At 69.3% G+C, this 16,345-nt stretch carries 13 protein-coding genes; 6 read left to right on the forward strand and 7 right to left on the reverse strand.

The genetic code is table 11. The features are described from left to right. Positions 1-2,665: UPF0182 family protein (locus ACWDOP_RS18170; protein WP_456346026.1), on the reverse strand; the 2,665-nt coding region annotated here is incomplete at its 3' end. 241 nt (positions 2,666-2,906) lie between these two features. Here ACWDOP_RS18170 and ACWDOP_RS18175 point away from each other — a divergent pair. Beyond that, complete coding sequence (locus ACWDOP_RS18175) at positions 2,907-3,509, forward strand: PPA1309 family protein (RefSeq protein ID WP_456346027.1); 603 nt, start codon at positions 2,907-2,909, stop codon at positions 3,507-3,509. A gap of 84 nt (positions 3,510-3,593) precedes the next feature. Here ACWDOP_RS18175 and ACWDOP_RS18180 read toward each other — a convergent pair whose 3' ends face one another. Continuing rightward, positions 3,594-4,619: a YlbL family protein gene (locus ACWDOP_RS18180; protein ID WP_454203516.1), complete on the reverse strand. Its 1,026-nt coding sequence runs from the start codon at positions 4,617-4,619 to the stop codon at positions 3,594-3,596. Between the two features lie 85 nt (positions 4,620-4,704). Here ACWDOP_RS18180 and ACWDOP_RS18185 point away from each other — a divergent pair, with 85 nt between their 5' ends. From ACWDOP_RS18185 to ACWDOP_RS18195, 3 genes are all read left to right on the forward strand, one after another. Next, the gene (locus ACWDOP_RS18185; RefSeq protein WP_456346028.1) at positions 4,705-6,207 is read left to right on the forward strand and encodes a zinc-dependent metalloprotease; all 1,503 of its coding nucleotides are present in this window, start codon (positions 4,705-4,707) and stop codon (positions 6,205-6,207) included. Between the two features lie 196 nt (positions 6,208-6,403). Continuing rightward, on the forward strand, positions 6,404-7,426 hold the full coding sequence (locus ACWDOP_RS18190; protein ID WP_456346029.1) for a hypothetical protein: 1,023 nt from the start codon (positions 6,404-6,406) through the stop codon (positions 7,424-7,426). Further along, positions 7,398-8,783: an ABC1 kinase family protein gene (locus ACWDOP_RS18195; RefSeq protein WP_456346030.1), complete on the forward strand. Its 1,386-nt coding sequence runs from the start codon at positions 7,398-7,400 to the stop codon at positions 8,781-8,783. The genes ACWDOP_RS18190 and ACWDOP_RS18195 overlap by 29 nt, the downstream gene beginning before the upstream one ends. An 81-nt stretch (positions 8,784-8,864) precedes the next feature. On the opposite strand, the gene ACWDOP_RS18200 is transcribed toward ACWDOP_RS18195, so the two are convergent. The 3 genes from ACWDOP_RS18200 to ACWDOP_RS18210 all read right to left on the reverse strand — a co-directional run bounded on the left by ACWDOP_RS18200 (position 8,865) and on the right by ACWDOP_RS18210 (position 12,130). Further along, entirely contained in the window at positions 8,865-9,227 is a 363-nt protein-coding gene (locus ACWDOP_RS18200) for a WhiB family transcriptional regulator (protein ID WP_379001999.1), read from the reverse strand. Between the two features lie 106 nt (positions 9,228-9,333). After that, positions 9,334-9,687, reverse strand: a complete 354-nt coding sequence (locus tag ACWDOP_RS18205; RefSeq protein ID WP_456346031.1) for a hypothetical protein — start codon at positions 9,685-9,687, stop codon at positions 9,334-9,336. A 289-nt stretch (positions 9,688-9,976) separates the two neighbouring features. Next, complete coding sequence (locus tag ACWDOP_RS18210; protein WP_456346032.1) at positions 9,977-12,130, reverse strand: ATP-dependent DNA helicase UvrD2; 2,154 nt, start codon at positions 12,128-12,130, stop codon at positions 9,977-9,979. Positions 12,131-12,350: 220 nt separating this feature from the next. Here ACWDOP_RS18210 and ACWDOP_RS18215 point away from each other — a divergent pair, with 220 nt between their 5' ends. Then, positions 12,351-13,595, forward strand: coding sequence for a low temperature requirement protein A (locus tag ACWDOP_RS18215; RefSeq protein WP_456346033.1), 1,245 nt, complete (start codon positions 12,351-12,353; stop codon positions 13,593-13,595). A gap of 86 nt (positions 13,596-13,681) precedes the next feature. Then, positions 13,682-13,933, forward strand: a complete 252-nt coding sequence (locus ACWDOP_RS18220) for a mycoredoxin (protein ID WP_454203523.1) — start codon at positions 13,682-13,684, stop codon at positions 13,931-13,933. Between the two features lie 62 nt (positions 13,934-13,995). On the opposite strand, the gene nudC is transcribed toward ACWDOP_RS18220, so the two are convergent. Both nudC and ACWDOP_RS18230 read right to left on the reverse strand, forming a co-directional pair. Continuing rightward, a complete protein-coding gene (gene nudC / locus ACWDOP_RS18225) occupies positions 13,996-14,904 on the reverse strand; it encodes an NAD(+) diphosphatase (protein ID WP_456346034.1) in 909 nt (302 codons plus the stop codon). Positions 14,905-15,065: 161 nt separating this feature from the next. Further along, positions 15,066-16,124 carry a potassium channel family protein gene (locus ACWDOP_RS18230; RefSeq protein ID WP_456346035.1) on the reverse strand — a complete coding sequence of 353 codons (1,059 nt, stop codon included), beginning with the start codon at positions 16,122-16,124 and terminating at the stop codon, positions 15,066-15,068. Between the last annotated feature and the right edge of the window lie 221 nt (positions 16,125-16,345).

Raw genomic sequence — 16,345 nt, forward strand, 5'->3', positions numbered from 1 at the left:
CCAGCGACAGGTACAGCGTCTGCAGCAGCGCCTGCCCGGGCCGCGGCGGCTCGGGTTCGACGTAGAGGATGCCGCCGTCTCCCACGGGCAGGGTCAGCAGATTGCCGAACCTGATCTTGTTGGTGTTGCCCGTGGTGAGCAGGTTCCTGGCCTGTGACACTTCGCCGTCGGTCGTCATCGAGGTCTGCGTCTGACCCGGGCCCGGCGTCTGCGAGTCGTTGGGCAATCGCAGGATCGTGAGCTTGCCGTAGTTCTCCGGATCCGAGTTGGCCTGAATGTAGGCCGACAGGAACTGCCGCTTGTAGCCCACCATGGCACCGGTCAGCGTGAACTGCGGCTTACCGGTCTTGGTGTTGCCCAGCAGCACGTAGTACGGCGGCTGATGCGCGCCCGCACCCGCGCCCTCCGCGGTCGGGTCGTTGGGGACCGACCAGAAGGCGTTGTTGGTGAAGAACTCTCGCGGATCGTTCACGTGGTACTTCGAGAGCATCTCGCGCTGGACCTTGAACAGGTCCTCCGGGTAGCGGAAGTGCGACCGCAGCTCGTCGGAGATCGCGCTCTCGGGCTGAACGGCGTTGGGGAACACGCCCATCCAGGCCTTGAGCACCGGATCGTTCTTGTCCGTCTCGTACAGCGTGACGGTGCCGTCGTACGCGTCGACCGTGGCCTTCACCGAGTTCCGGATGTAGGACACCTCCTTGCGCGGCAGCAGCCGGCCGGTGGTCTGGTCGATGCTGTCCTCCACCACGCCGTCGAGCGAGGTGCGCTGGGAGTACGGGAAGTTGTCGAGCGTGGTGTAGGCGTCCACGATCCACTGGATGCGACCCTCGACCACCGCCGGGTAGATGTCGCCGTCCGTGGTGAGCCACGGCGCGACCTGCTCGACCCGCTCCTTCGGGCTGCGATTGAAGATGATCTTCGAATCGGGTCCGATGGCGCCGGAGAACAGGATGTTCCGCTCGGCGTACTTGGCCGCGAACGCGAACCGGTTGAACCAGTTGCCGATCGCCACGCCACCCTTGCCGGTGTAGGTGTTCTGCTCGGTGGGCGTGTCGTACTCGCGCGGCGCCTGACCGTTCGCGCCGACGATGGCGTAGTCGGCATCGGACTTGGCGATCAGCTCGCCGTAGTAGATGCGCGGCTCGTCGACCGGGATGGCCTGCTTCTCCTTCGGAATGAAGGTGTCGCTGACGGTGTCCAGATCGCCGACCTTGAACACCGGGTAGCCGTAGCCACCGCCGGACTCGCTCGCCCCGGCGGCCTGCTGAGCCTGCTTGTCCTCCTTGGGCGGAGCGGCGTTGACCTGGTTGGCCGGGGCCGCCACGAAGCCGTTGCCGTGCGTGAAGACGGTGTGCTTGTTGATCCAGTCCGTCTGGTTGCCGGACAGGTTCTGCGGCACCAGTTCACGCGCGGTGACGATGAAGTCGCGCACCTCGCCGTTGATCGTGTACCGGTCGATGTCCAGCGGATCCGGGAAACCGTAGAAGTTCTGCAGCTGCTGGTTGCGCTGCACGAACGTCTGGGTCATGAGATTCGGATCGAGCAGGCGGATGTTCTTGATGGTCTCGGTGTCCGCGACCGCGACCTTCCCGCCGGGGGTGGTCGACTGTCCCACACCGCCGTACGGCACGTACTCGACCTTGTCGTCGGTGAGCCCGTACGCCTGCCTGGTGGCCTCGATGTTGCGCTCGATGTACGTGCTCTCCTTGGTGGCCGCGTTCGGGCGCACCGAGAACTGCTCCACCAGCAGCGGCCACACCGCGCCGACCAGCACCGAGGACAGCACCAGCAGCGCCGCCGCCATGGCCGGAACTCGCAGATCGCGCAGCACGATTCCGGCGAAGAACGCCAGCGCGCAGATGACCGCGATCGAGAGCAGGATCAGCTTGGCGGGCAGCACGGCGTTGATGTCGGTGTACGAACCACCGGTGAAGGTGGGCTCCTTGCGCTGACTCGACAGCAGCGCGTACCGATCGAACCAGTACGCAACCGCCTTGAGCAGCACGAACATCCCGGCCAGGACCGCCAGCTGCACCCGGGCCGCGGTGCTCAGCGTGCCCTCGCGCCCGGCCAGGCGCAGCCCGCCGAAGACGTAGTGCGTCACCAGGTTCGCGAAGAACGCGATCACCACGGCGACGAACAGCCAGTTCAGGACCATGCGATAGAACGGCAGATCGAAGGCGTAGAAGCCGACGTCCAGATTGAACTGCGGATCCCGCACCCCGAACGAACCACCGTGCAGGAACAACTGCACCGTGGCCCAGTTCCCCTGCGCCACCAGCCCGGACAGCAGGCCGATCAGCAGCGGGATGCCGATGCCGAACAGCCGGAGCCTGCTCATGACGGTCGTGCGATAGCGGGCGATGGGATCGCCCGGTCCGGCCACCGGCACGAAGACCGGGCGGGAACGATATGCCAGCAGCAGGGCGAGCCAGATGATCGCGGCCACGATCACCGTCACCGCCAGGAACAGCAGGACCCGGGTGAGCAGGACCCGGTGGTATACGCCCCGGAAACCCACCTCCCCGAACCAGAGCCAGTTCGTATAGGCGTCGGTGAGTCGAGGCCCGACCAGTAGTAGTGCCGCCAGCGCCAGAGCCGTCACCAACAGCACACGGCTGCGGCGTGACAGCGAAGGTAAGCCTGTCGGGGGGCGCATGCCCACGATGCCACTCTCCCAGGGTCCGGCGAGCCCGCGCCGGAAATACCGACCGGGGCAGCGCAGTCCGATGATGCGAGTCGGTCCCAGGGGACCTTTCGCGCCCCACTCTACGTAAATCGCCCGCCGCAGGGCCCGACACCTCACAGGACTGTCCGCGCGAAGCCGGAAAGATCGACTCTCGACGCCCGGACGGCGGCGAAACCCCGGTGTCGGGACGGGGTCGCGCGCTTGGGAGGATTGCCGGGTGAACCCTGAGCAGTGGGCCGCGTCCGCCCTGTACCGGTGTATTCGTGAGATCGCCGAATACGCCGACGGTGAAGGGTGGGATCGGCCGCCGCAGATGTTCGCGCTGGTGCCCACCGCCGATCTGGTGGCGGCCGAGCCGGCGCTGCTCGATCAGCTCGATGCCGAGGGCGCGCTGACCCCGATCGCGCAGGATCCGTTCCCGGAGGACATCTCCGGTGATCACCCGCGGGCGCTCGACGAGTTCCTGGGCACCACGAGCTGGCCGATGGCGGTCGAGGGCTGTGTGCTGGTGCAGCAGATCGTGGTGCTGCCCCCGGCCGCCGAGCAGACCCTCGACGAGGCGATCGCCCCGCTGCTCGCGGACCCCGACGCCGCCGACGACGCGGGCCGGCGCGCCGCGGTCGCGCATCCCGAGCGCCGCGACGCCCGGCTGTACGCCGGTGTCCTGCGCGACGGCACCTCGCTGTCACTGCTGCAGGTGCGGCCCGCCGAGGACGAGGAAGACCCGTTCGGGGATCTGGATCTGCGCACCGCGCCGAACCTCGCGCCCAATCTCATCGAGGCGCTCAAGCAGACGCTCGAGAACGAACCCGAGGAGTAGGACCACCGGGCGAACAGCCGCGCCCGCCGTCCGGGGACAGCGGGCGCGTCGCGTTGCGGGCCGGATCAGCTGTGGCGTGCCGGATCAGCTGCAGCCGGCCGTTTCCCGGCCCGCGTTGATGTCGTCCAGGGATTGCACTGCGCCGGACAGGTTTTCGATCTTCACCAGGCGCAGGCCGTCGGGCGTGCGCTGTGCGGCCTCGTTGCAGTTGGCGGCGGGGACGAGGAAGGTTTCCGCCCCGGCCTCGCGCGCGGCCATCATCTTGTACTGGATGCCGCCGATCGGGCCGACCTTGCCCTCGGGGTCGATCGTGCCGGTGCCCGCGACGAACTTGCCGCCGGACAGCTCGCCCGGGGTGAGCTTGTCGATCAGCGCCAGGGTGAACATCAGGCCCGCCGACGGACCGCCTATCTCGGCCAGGTTGAAGTCGACCTGAATCGGCCCGGACGAGAATTCACCGGGCGTGATGCCCAGGTAGCCCTTGCTCGCGTCGTCGGGGCGCGCGCCCAGGGTGATCTCCGCGCTCTGCTGCACGCCGTCGCGGCGGAACACCACCGGAATCGCGGTGCCGGGCTTGGCCGCGGACACCGCCGCCACCACGTCCTTGGCGGTGGCGATGGGCTTGCCGTCCACGCTCACCAGTTCGTCGCCCTTGTGCAGCACGTCCTTGGCCGGGCCGTCCTCGGTCACCGCGCGCAGGCGCACCACGGTCGGCATCTTCAAGTAATGCAGCGCCGCCAATTCGGCATTGTCTTCCGAATCCTTGAACTCCTGCTGATTGGATTCGTCGATCTTCTCGCGCGTCACTCCGGGCGGATACACCTCCGCGCGCGGAACCAGACCGTGTTCACCGTCGAGCCAGAGGCCGAAAGCCTCGAAAATATTCAGCTGATCGCGAACTGAGACGGTCGTCATGTTCAGATTGCCGGTGGTCGGATCGACCGGCACATCCCGCACCTCGACCACCTGTTTTCCGTTCACCTCACCCAAAGTGTTGAACGTCGGCCCAGGTCCGAGCGCCACGAACGGAACGGTGACGACGCTGCCTGCGATTCCCAGCACCAGAATGGGTATCAAGGCGGCGAGCAGGGTGAATATCCGACGGTTCACGCGGCCAAGGGTACTTGTCATGCACCCGATTGCCGCGCTCCGCTCGGCGGTTCGCGCCATCCGGGGCTCCAGTACCGTAGTGACTATGAGTGATTCTTCGTTCGGATTCTCGAACCGTGACGACGATCCGGAGCGCAAGCCGGGCGACGGGTCCGGTGGTTCCGGTGCGAACAATCCGTTCGGCTTCGGACCGGGTGGCTTCGACCCCTCGCAATTCGGGGGCGCGTTCGACCCCTCCAAGCCCGGCGGCGGGTTCGACCCCTCGCAGCTCGGCCAGATGCTCAGTCAGCTGGGTCAGATGTTCACCAGCATGAGCCAGCCCGGCGCGAACTCCGGGCCCGTCAACTACGACCTCGCCAAGCGCCTGGCCCGCCAGCAGCTCGGGGCCACCGTCGCCCCGATCTCCGCGGGCGCGCAGAGCGCGGTCACCGATGCCACGCACCTGGCCGAGCTCTGGCTCGACGCGGCCACCACGCTCCCGGCCGGCGCCACCCGGTCGGTGGCCTGGACCCCCAACGACTGGATCGAGGAGACGCTGCCGACCTGGAAGCGGCTGTGTGATCCGGTGGCCGAACAGGTTTCGGGCATGTGGACCGCGACGCTGCCCGCCGAGGCCCGCGAGTTCGCCGGCCCGATGATGGGCATGCTCTCGCAGATGGGCGGACTGGCCTTCGGCTCGCAGCTCGGCTCGGCCCTGGGTCAGCTCGCCAAGGAGGTGCTGACCTCCACCGATATCGGTCTGCCGCTCGGCCCGGACGGCACCTCCGCGCTGCTGCCCACCGCCATCGCCGAATTCAGCGCCGGGCTCGAGCAGCCCGAGAGCGAGATCCTGGTCTTCCTGGCCGCGCGCGAAGCCGCGCATCAGCGCCTGTTCGCCCACGTGCCGTGGCTGCGCCAGCAGGTGCTGGGCGCGGTGGAGGATTACGCGCGCGGCATCAAGATGGACTTCTCGGCCATCGAGCAGGCCGCGGCCGGGCTCGATCCGATGACCCTGGCGCAGGATCCGTCGAAGCTGGAGGAACTGCTCGCGCAGGGCACCTTCGAGCCGCAGACGACCCCGGAACAGAAGGCCGCGCTCGAACGGCTGGAAACCCTGCTCGCCCTCATCGAGGGCTGGGTCGAGACCGTGGTGACCGACGCGGTCGGTGACCGGCTGCCCGGTGCGGGCGCGCTCGCGGAGACCCTGCGCCGGCGCCGCGCCACCGGCGGGCCCGCCGAGCAGACCTTCGCGACCCTGGTCGGCCTGGAACTGCGCCCGCGCAAGGTGCGCGAGGCGGCCGCGCTGTGGCGGCGGCTGACCACCGACGCGGGCGTGGACAAGCGCGACGGGGTGTGGGCGCATCCGGACCTGCTGCCCGATTCCAGCGATCTGGATTCCCCGGCAGGGTTCATCGACACCATCCTGGGCGGCGGCACAACGGCTTTCGACGATCCGCTGGCTCAGCTGGCGGCGACCGAGGCGCGGGAGAAGGCCGAGCGCGAGGGGCGCGGTGACAAGCCGGAGGCCGGGACGGCGGATGGCGGCAAGGCCGACGGTGGCAAGATCGACGGCGATGAGCCGGAAGGTAATTCGCCGGGCGCTGCCTGACGGCGGACGGGCGGGTCGGTAGCGCGGGCGCGCCGCCGATCCGTCGACGACGCGGAACACCGGTCGCTCGCGAGCAGCACGGCCTGTGGATAACGCGGCAAGCTCGATCGTGAAGTTGTGGACAACCCGGGAAAGCGCTGGTGATCAAGCGTTTCCCCGGGTTTTCGCGTTTCGCGGGGCGCGCAGACTCGGAGCCATGACCGCACTCGCTCGGACCTCGGGGCCCGCATTGGATCCGCGCATCACCGTGCTGCGGCGTACCGACGGGGCGGTGCAGTTGGGCTGGGATCCCGAGCACGCGCTCGTGCTGCGCGCCCCGGGCCCGCCCCGCCAGCTCTGGGAGCTGCTAAGACTGCTGGACGGCATGCACACTCGCGCGCAGATCCGTTCCGAGGCGGCGGCTTTCGGCCTGGCCGAGGAACTCACCGACGCGCTGCTGGACGAGCTGAGCGCGGCCGGGCTGCTGCACGACGCGCCGCAACCCGCGCGGCTGCGGTCGATACGCGTGCACGGTCGCGGGCCGCTCTCGGACGCGCTATTGGCAGGGGTGCAGCGAATAGGGTTGCGGCCCAGCAGATCCCACGATGCGCTCGGTGGTGGTCTACGCGACGCGCACCAGGTCGGCCAGCGTGGCGGCCCGCCCGAGCCGCCCGGCCTCGTGGTGCTGGCCGACGCGCTCGTGCCCGATCCCGCGCTGACCCAGCAGCTCGTGCGCCGCCGCATTCCGCATCTGCAGGTGCGCATCCGCGACGGGCGCGGGGTCATCGGGCCGCTGGTGCTGCCGGGTACCTCCAGTTGTCTGCGCTGCGCCGACCTGCACCGCTGTGATCGCGAGCCGCAGTGGCCGCACCTGTGCGCCCAGCTGCTGGGCCGGGCCGGGTACGCCGCGCCGGCGGTGATCGCGGCCACCGCGGCGCTGGCCCTGGCGGAGATCGCGGCGATCGTGCACGGCGCGGCCGATCGCCCACCGGTGACCCTGGACACGACGCTGGAGCTGGACCCGGAGATCTATCGCATCGCGCGGCGGCGGTGGCCCGCGCATCCGCGGTGCGGTTGCCGCGCGTTCCAGCCTCGCTCCCAGCCGAAATCGCAGTCCCCGACCCCGAACCGGCCGCGTGCGGCCATAGCCGGAAGGCTCGGATGTGATGGATCCCACTTACCGCTCCGACCCGCGAGAACGGTCAATTCCCATGGCGAGCCGTCTGGGACATCGGCATGATGGTGTCGTGTCAGAGATTGTGAGCAAGCGCTCCTCCCGCAATGCCAAGTTGGCCAAGATTCCGCTGGGCATCGCGGGCCGGGCCGCCGTGGGATTCGGCCGCAAACTCGCCGGGGGCGACAAATCCGAGATCAACGCCGAGCTGAATCAGAAGGCCGCCGAACAATTGTTCGCGGTACTGGGTGAGCTCAAGGGCGGCGCCATGAAATTCGGGCAGGCCCTGTCGGTCTTCGAGGCCGCGGTGCCCGAGGAGTTCGGCGAGCACTACCGCGAGGCCCTGACCAAATTGCAGGCCGCCGCACCCCCTATGCCGACCGCCGCCGTGCATCGTCAGCTCGACCAGCAGCTGGGCACCGGCTGGCGGCAGCGCTTCAAGCACTTCGACGACGCGCCCACCGCCTCGGCCAGCATCGGCCAGGTGCACAAGGCCGTATGGTCCGACGGCCGCACCGTCGCGGTGAAGGTGCAGTACCCGGGCGCGGACGAAGCGCTGCGCTCGGATCTGAAGACCCTCAATCGCATGGCCGGCATGCTGGGCGCGCTCATTCCGGGCGCGGACGTGAAGCCGGTGCTGGCCGAGATCAGCGAGCGCACCGAGGAAGAACTCGACTACCGCATCGAGGGCGGGCATCAGCGGCAGTTCGCCAAGGCCTTCGACGGCCATCCGCGCTTCCTGGTGCCCAAGGTCGTCGCCAGTGCGCCCAAGGTCATCGTCACCGAGTGGCTGGAGAACGCCACCCCGGTCTCCAAGATCATCGCCCGGGGTATGGAGGATCCGGCCGGCACGCTGGAACTGCGCAATCGCGTCGCGGCCCAGATGGGCGAGTTCCATTTCTCGTCCCCGGCCATCGCCGGTCTGCTGCACGCGGATCCGCACCCGGGCAACTTCATGGTGCTCGAAGACGGCCGGCTCGCGGTCATCGACTACGGCGCCTGCGCCCCGCTGCCCAACGGCTTTCCGCCCGAGCTGGGCCAGATGGTGGCGCTCGCGGTGGAGGAGCGCTTCGACGAACTGGTCACCCTGATGACGACCAACGGCTGGGTGATCCCCGGAAAAACGGTGACGCATCAGGAGATTCAGGACTACCTGCGCCCGTTCACCGATCCGATCAAGACCGAGACCTTCCACTTCACCCGTAAGTGGATGCAGCGCGTGGCCGGCAAGGCCACCGACATCTCCAACCAGGAGATGCTCAAAACCGCTCGCGCCCTGCAGCTCCCGGCCGAACACGTGATGATCTTCCGCGTCCTGGGCGGCTCGATCGGGATCTGCGCCCAGCTCGACGCCGAACTCCCCTTCATGAAGCTGATGCAGGACTGGGTCCCCGGCTACAAGGAATACCGCACCGCGAGCTGAAAACCCTTCAGACGCAAAACGACCCGCTTACGAAAGCGTAAGCGGGTCGTATGCGTTCAACTCCCCCGGCGCTTGGGCCGATCATGCCACCGCGACCTTGCGCGGACGGCCGCGAGGCCGCTTGCGGGCGATGACGACACCCTGATCGAAGATCTCGCCGCCCCAGACACCCCAGGGCTCAGCGCGATCGATCGCGGCGGTCAGGCAGCCCTGACGGATGGGGCACTCGGCGCAGAGCGTCTTGGCCTCTTCCAGCTGGGCAGGGGACTCGGCGAACCAGAGATCGGGGTTGAGACCGTCCCGGCAGGGCAGAGTGGTGGTGACGCCCCGACGGATTCGGGGAGTGGAAGCCACGGTGTTGCGGCATGTCACGCGGTCACGGGTAACCGTGTTGGACACGTCGTGCTCCTTCAGCTCGTGCAGTGGTCGTCTTGTGGAAGACATTTGCGGTGGTCGTTCCGCGAAACCGGTGCCGGTGGCTGAGGCCGATATAAATATGGCCACGGTTTCGCGGTGTGCGATCCGTGGCCAGGGGTGTGGGGGTTGTCCCCTACCTGAGTCGACTTCGGTGTCGACTCCTGATCACGTTCGCTCGGTGGGTGTTACGGAGGCGGGCGGCCCGCAGACTGGCCGGGTTGGCGCCGGCTTCATCCGCGAAGACACCGGTGGCCGCATACGCGACTGCCGAATGCCAGCCCGCCTCGGGCTTGTCCTGATCAACGATCGTCTGCATCGCTTGGGCTTTGGTTGCAAAACCCTTGAGACCAAGATCGCCGCCGCCGGACACACGAATCCCCTGCTCCATGCCGAGGACTCCCCGGGAGGCGGACGCAACGCAGACAGCAGACGTCGCCACCAGATCGCCGGTAATCCGGACGGACAAGGTGTTCACGTAGTTGTTCATTGCTCTGCCTCCCTCCTGCACTCGAATGCCGATCAGTTACCCATGCACACCCGGGAGCCCTCCCGGTTGCATGGGAACTACCCTAGGTACATATACGCGAGCACACAACCTATTTTTGACCTGCGGTTTTATGGTCTTGCGGACAGCAAATCAGAAGCGAAGAGCCGCAACGCGGTTGGAGCGGGCGGCACGGCCCCGCGTGACGGAGATCAACACCGGCGGGCGCGGGCGAATTCGGGCTCGGACGGCGCCGGGACCGGGCCCGACGCGCATCGGGGGTATCGCGGGTTCAGTCCCGCATTCGCTCGCGCACGATCGCGAGCACGTCGGCGCCGTAGGTTTGCAGCTTCTTCGCGCCGATACCGGGGATGGCGACCAGCCCCCGATCGTCGGTCGGGCGCTGTTCGGCGATGGCGGTCAGGGTGGTGTCGCTGAACACCACGAAATGCGGCAGGGACAGGGCGTCGGCCTTGTCCTTTCGCCATTCGTGCAGGGCCGCGAGGAGTTCGGTGTCCACGTCGGCCGGGCAGCGCGTGCAGCGACCCAGCATGGTGGCCTGGGTGTTGAGCAGCGGTCTGCCGCAGACGCGACAGGTCGGGTGCACGCGTTTGGGGCCGCGGCGATCGGCGGCGGGCTGGGCGATGCGCGAGGCCGGGGAATCGTCGGGGACCAGGCCGATGAGGAAGCGGGAGCGGCGGCGCACCTTGCGCCCGCCCTCCGAACGCGCCAGCGCCCAGGACAATTGCAGGTGTTCGCGCGCGCGGGTGACGCCGACGTAGAGCAGCCGGCGTTCCTCCTCGAGACCCGCCTCGTCCGACACCGCGGCGTCGTGGCCGAGCACGTGCTGGATGGGCATGGTGCCGTCGGCCAGGCCGACCAGGAACACCGCGTCCCACTCGAGGCCCTTGGCCGCGTGCAGCGAGGCCAGGGTGACACCCTGCACGGTCGGTGGGTGCCTGGCCTCGGCCCGGGCGGCGAGCTCGCGCAGCAGACCGGTCAGCTCGAGGTCGGGATCGTGGGCCGTCAATTCCTCGGTGAGCGCGACCAGGGCCACCAGCGCGGACCAGCGTTCGCGGGCCTGCGCGCCGACGGGCTCCTCGGTGGTCAGGCCGATCCGGGCCAGGACCGCCCGGACCAGGGTCACCAGTTCGGGGCCGCGGGCGTCGGGCAGGTCGTCGCGGGCCCCGGCCTGGCGCAGGGCCTGCACGGCCTGGCGGACGTCGGGCCGGGCGAAGAACCCTTCGCCGCCGCGCACCTGGTACGCGATGCCCGCTTCGGTCAGGGCCTGCTCGTACGCCTCGGACTGGGCGTTGATGCGGAACAGCACCGCGATCTCGGCGGCGGGCACGCCCCGGCCGAGCAGGTCGGTGATGGCCTTGGCGACGGCGGCCGCCTCGGCGGGCTCGTCGTCGAATTCGGCGAAGGATGGTTCGGGACCGTCGGGGCGCTGGCCGATGAGTTGCAGGCGGGTGCCCGCGATCCGGCCGCGCGCCGCGCCGATCACGCGGTTGGCGAGCGAGACCACCTGCGGGGTGGAGCGGTAGTCGCGTTCGAGGCGGACGACGGTCGCCTCGGGGAAGCGACGCGAGAAGTCCAGCAGGTAGGACGGACTCGCGCCGGTGAAGGAGTAGATGGTCTGGTTGGCGTCGCCGACCACCGTCAGGTCGTCGCGGTCGCCCAGCCAGGCGTCGAGGACGCGCTGCTGCAGCGGGGTGACGTCCTGGTATTCGTCGACCACGAAACTGCGGTAGCGGCCGCGGAATTCCTCGGCCACCGCGGCGTAGTCCTCGAGCGCGGCGGCGGTGTGCAGCAGCAGATCGTCGAAGTCCAGCAGCAGGCCCTCGGAGGTGGTCTTGAGCGATTCGTACGCCGCGTAGACCGCCGCCACCTTGGCCGCCTCGTAGGGCGCGTCGCGTTGCAGGCGGGCGACCGCGCCCGCGTAGTCCTCGGGGGCGATGAGTGAGCCCTTGGCCCATTCGATCTCACCGGTCAGGTCGCGCAGGGTGTCGGTGTCGGTGGCCAGTCCCGAACGGCCTGCGGCCTGGGCCACCAGCGGGAACTTGCGGTCGATGAGCCGCCACGGCACGTCCCCGACGACCTGCGGCCAGAAGTATTTGAGCTGGCGCAGCGCCGCCGCGTGGAAGGTGCGGGCCTGGACCTGCCCGGCTTCGCCGCCGAGGCCGAGTGCGCGCAGCCGCCCGCGCAGCTCGCCGGCCGCGCGCGCGGTGAAGGTCACCGCGAGCACCTGGTCGGCGCGCACGTGCCCGGCCGAGACCAGGTGCGCGATGCGATGGGTGATGGTGCGCGTCTTGCCCGTTCCCGCGCCGGCCAGCACGCAGACCGGGCCGCGCGGTGCGCGTACGGCTGCCGCCTGCTCGGCGTCGAGGTCGTCGAGCCGGAGTTTGGCCTGCTGTGCGGAGGCGGCAGTCACGCGCACCATCATGACAGTGCCCGCCGACAGCGTGCCCGCGGTGCCCGCGACACCGTGCCCGCCTTGCCCCGGCGCGCCGGGATTCGCCGGGCCGAGGCGCCTTCCCCCGGCCGGTCACACACCGGGCCCGCCGGGATTCGCCGGGCCGAGGGGCTTTCCCCTGACCGTTCGCACACCGCACCGGAGGCCGTGCCTCACCCATCGCCGCGGTGGCGGGGATTAGCGTTCGGGGATGGCCGATGAGTCCGAGAGCGGGGGCGTGGCGGGGCGGCGGACCAACTGGTTGGAGTTGTTCTTCGACCTGGTGGCCGTGGCGGGGCTGGTGCAGCTCACGCATCTGCTGCGACATGGGCCCTCGTTCGGGTACTTCGCGCTGTATCTGGTGCTCTACCTGGCATTTTGGACGGCCTGGGCATGTATCACGCTGTACAGCGACATCGCGAACGACCGGACGCACCCGGCGCTGATGCTGGCGGCCATGCTCGGGCTCGGGGTGATGGCGGCGGCGGTCGCGGGGGTGCCCGAGCGGCACGCGACGACCTTCGCGGCGGTGTACGTGGTGTTGCGCGTCGCGACCGCGCAGGCCTGGGGGCGGGGGCTGGTGGTGGTGGACTGGCCGACGGCGCAGCTGTCCTTCGGTGTGCTGCCGTGGATCGTCTCGCTGTGGGTGGACGCGCCCTGGAAGTACTACCTGTGGGCGGCGGGACTGGCGATCGACCTGTGGCTCATGTTCGCGATCAGCGGTGAGCGGCTGCTGGCCGAGATGCAGGATCGGCTGGACCGGCGCCTGCGGAACTCGCGGCGGTTCGAGGGCGTCAGCGTCCCGAAACTCCGTGCGGTGCACGCGAATCCCGAGCATCTCGGGGAGCGCCTCGGCCTGTACGTGATCATCGTGCTCGGCGAGGGCGTCATCACGGTGATCGACGCGGTCGGCCAGGAACTGTGGACCGCCGAGATCCTGGCGCTCGGGCTGGGCGCGTTCCTCATCCTGTCCGGGCTGTGGGCGCTGACGCTGATGTTCGGCCCGGTCCCCCGGCTCATGAGCGGGGTGGACGACGGCCGGGGGCCGCTGCCGTGGCAGCACATCATGGCCACGCACTGCTGGGTCACCGGTGCGCTGGCCACCATCGCGGCGGGCCTGGGCCTGACGATCTCGCACGCGAACGAGCACCTGACCGCGGGCACCGGCTGGGTGCTCGGCGGCGGCGTGGCGGCCTACTTCGGGCTCGTGGGGATGAGCGGGCTGCGCAGCGGGGCGCGCTGGCAGAGCCTGTTCGCGCATCCGCTGCCGTGTATCGCGGCCGCGGTGGCGCTGGGGTGGCTAGCCCCGCACATCGGGCCGGTGGTGCTGGTCTACGGCTTGGTGCTGATCATCGTGTGGGCGCTGCTGTGGCAGGCGTACACCGACGGGAGGCTGCGCCGTGACGGCCGCGGCCCCGATCGGCCGCGCCGGGGTCCGCGCGGGGCCGCGGCCTAGCCGCGCGCGCCGGGCCTGCGATCCGCATTCGGCCGGGCCGCGCGGCCCGGGGGAACACGATCGGCCGGGACCACGTTGCACATCGCGTGACTGCAACCGACCTGACCATGTACTCGACGACCTGGTGTGGCTACTGCCGCCGGCTCAAGAAGCAGCTCGACGAGTCGGGCATCACCTACACGGTGATCGACATCGAAGAGAACCCGGAGGCCGCCGAGTTCGTCGGCAGCGTCAACAACGGCAACCACGTGGTGCCCACCATCAAGTACCGCGACGGGTCCACCGCCACCAATCCCACCCTGGTTCAGGTGAAGCAGGCGCTCGCCTCGATCTCCTGACCCGGGGAACACCGAAGCCGCACACCCACCTTCGCGAGTGTGCGGCTTTCGTCGTGCCCGAATCAGTCCTGGGCCGCCCAGGATTCGATGATGGTGCGGGCGATGGAGATCGAGCCGGGCAGCAGCAGGCGGGATTCGGTCTTCGCCGCGCCCCAGGCGCCGGCGGCCAGGGCCGCGCGGACCTCGGCGCGGGTGAACCAGTGCGCCTCGGCGATCTCGCCGTCGTGGAAGGTCAGTTCCTGTTCGGGGTCGGCCACCGCGGAGAAGCCGAGCATGAGCGAGCGCGGGAAGGGCCAGGGCTGGCTGCCCAGATAGCGGATGTCGGTGACGTCGACGCCGACCTCTTCGCGCAGTTCGCGTTCGACGCAGCGTTCGAGCGACTCGCCGGTCTCGACGAATCCCGCGAGCAGCGAGAACAGGCCCTCGGGCCAGGTGTGCTGGCGGCCGAGCAGGACGCGGTCGCCGCCGTCGTGGATGAGGCAGATGACGGCCGGGTCGATGCGCGGGAATTCCTCGTGACCGGATTCGCTGGTGCGGGACCAGCCGCCGTTGGTGACGGCGGTCGGGGTGCCGTCGGCGGCGCTGAAGCGCGCCTTGTCGTGCCAGTTCAGCAGGGCGATGGCGGTGGAGAGCAGGCCGGTGCCGAAATCGTCGAGATCCAGGGTGGCGCCGACGGCCCGCAGGTCCGAGAGGGTGCCCTCGATGTCGTTGTCGCGCACCGCCCACAGGTGGATGTCGCCGTCGACGCCGAGGAAGACCGCGTCGGCGGCGGGTTCGGCGGAGAGCGTGATCGCGGCCTCGAGCACGACGCTCTGTCCGTCGACGATCACCTGCCCCCGCCGGTTCATCCGCAATAACTTCGCCTGCGCCCAGCCCTCTTTCAGGGCCTGCTCGTCGCCGCGCAAGTGCTCCGCGCGATCCAAGGTCGTACGGGACAGAACCGGAACAGCATTCAGCTGAAAACCTGACACAGTGCCCATTTTGCCTCCGCTTCGCTCCGGCTGTTCGCGGCCCCCGAAGTCTCGTTCTTCCCTCCCTCCGCTCCTCCGCTTCGCTCCCCCGCTCCACTCAGTCCAGAACGAGACGGGCCGCGAACCACAAGGTTGAGGTCAGTGGGAGGAATCGACGGTCGTCAGGACTGCACTCGGCGGAGGTAGAGGAGTTTGTCGGCGGACTCGAGGGCGTCGACCTCCGGATCGCCGACGCGGATCAGCACGCCGTTGCGGACGACGCCGAGCACGATGTCACGCAGATGCCGTGGGGAGCCGCCGATCTCCTCGGGTTCGGCCTCGCGTTCGGAGATGGCGAAACCGGCCTCGGGGGTGAGCAGATCCTCGATCATCTCCACCACGCTGGGGGTGGTGGTGGCGATGCCGAGCAGGCGGCCTGCGGTCTCGGAGGACACGACCACCGAGTCGGCGCCGGACTGGCGCAGCAGGTGGGTGTTCTCGGCCTCGCGGACCGCGGCGGAGATGCGGGCCTTGGGGTTGATCTCGCGGGCGGTGAGGGTGACGAGCACGGCGGTGTCGTCGCGGTTGGCGGCGACCACGATGGACGAGGCGTGCGCGACGCCGGCCAGGCGCAGCACGTCGGATTTGGTGGCCGACCCGTGCACGGTCACCAGTCCGGCGTTGGCCGCGGCCTCGAGGACCGTCGGGTCGGTGTCGACCACCACGATGTCGCCGGGCTGGGTGCCGTCGGCGAGCATGGCGTCGACCGCGGTGCGGCCCTTGGTGCCGTAGCCGACGACGACGGTGTGGTTACGCACGGTGTGCCTCCATCGCTGAATCTTGAACGCCTGCCGGGACCGTTCGGTCAGCACCGAGAGGGTGGTGCCGACCAGGACGATGAGGAAGAGGATCCGCAGCGGGGTGATGACGAGAATATTGACCAGCCGCGCGGTGGGGGTGGCCGGTGTGATGTCGCCGTAGCCGGTGGTGGAGAGCGACACCGTCGCGTAGTAGGCGCAGTCGAGCAGCGACATCTCTTCGCGCGCGTTGTCGTTGTAGCCGTCGCGCCCGATGTAGACGACCATGGTCGCCGCGGTCAGCAGCAGCACCGCCATGAGCAGTCGTTTGGTCAGCGACCGCCACGGGCTGGATTCGGTGGCGGGGATGCGCAGGATGCCCACCAGCGCGAAGTCGGGGCGATCGGTGAGCCGGCCCAGACCACGTGAGTTCTCACCGAACACGCGAATCACCGGCCATTTCGGGGGATGTCTTCCTGCGGCACAGGACCGGAGCGTACCCGGCGCGCATCGACTCCGTGGTGTCGAGCGGCGCGCGTCGCGACTACCGGATCGGCGCGGGCGGGCGAGACGACCGCCCGCTTGGCGCTGGTGTCGAAAGCCGGGGGCGGGCGCGGTCGCGACCGGGTGAGGCCGAAACCACGGCGCGGGACACGCGCGGCGGC

The sequence above is a fragment of the Nocardia sp. NPDC003693 genome, from assembly GCF_053981095.1.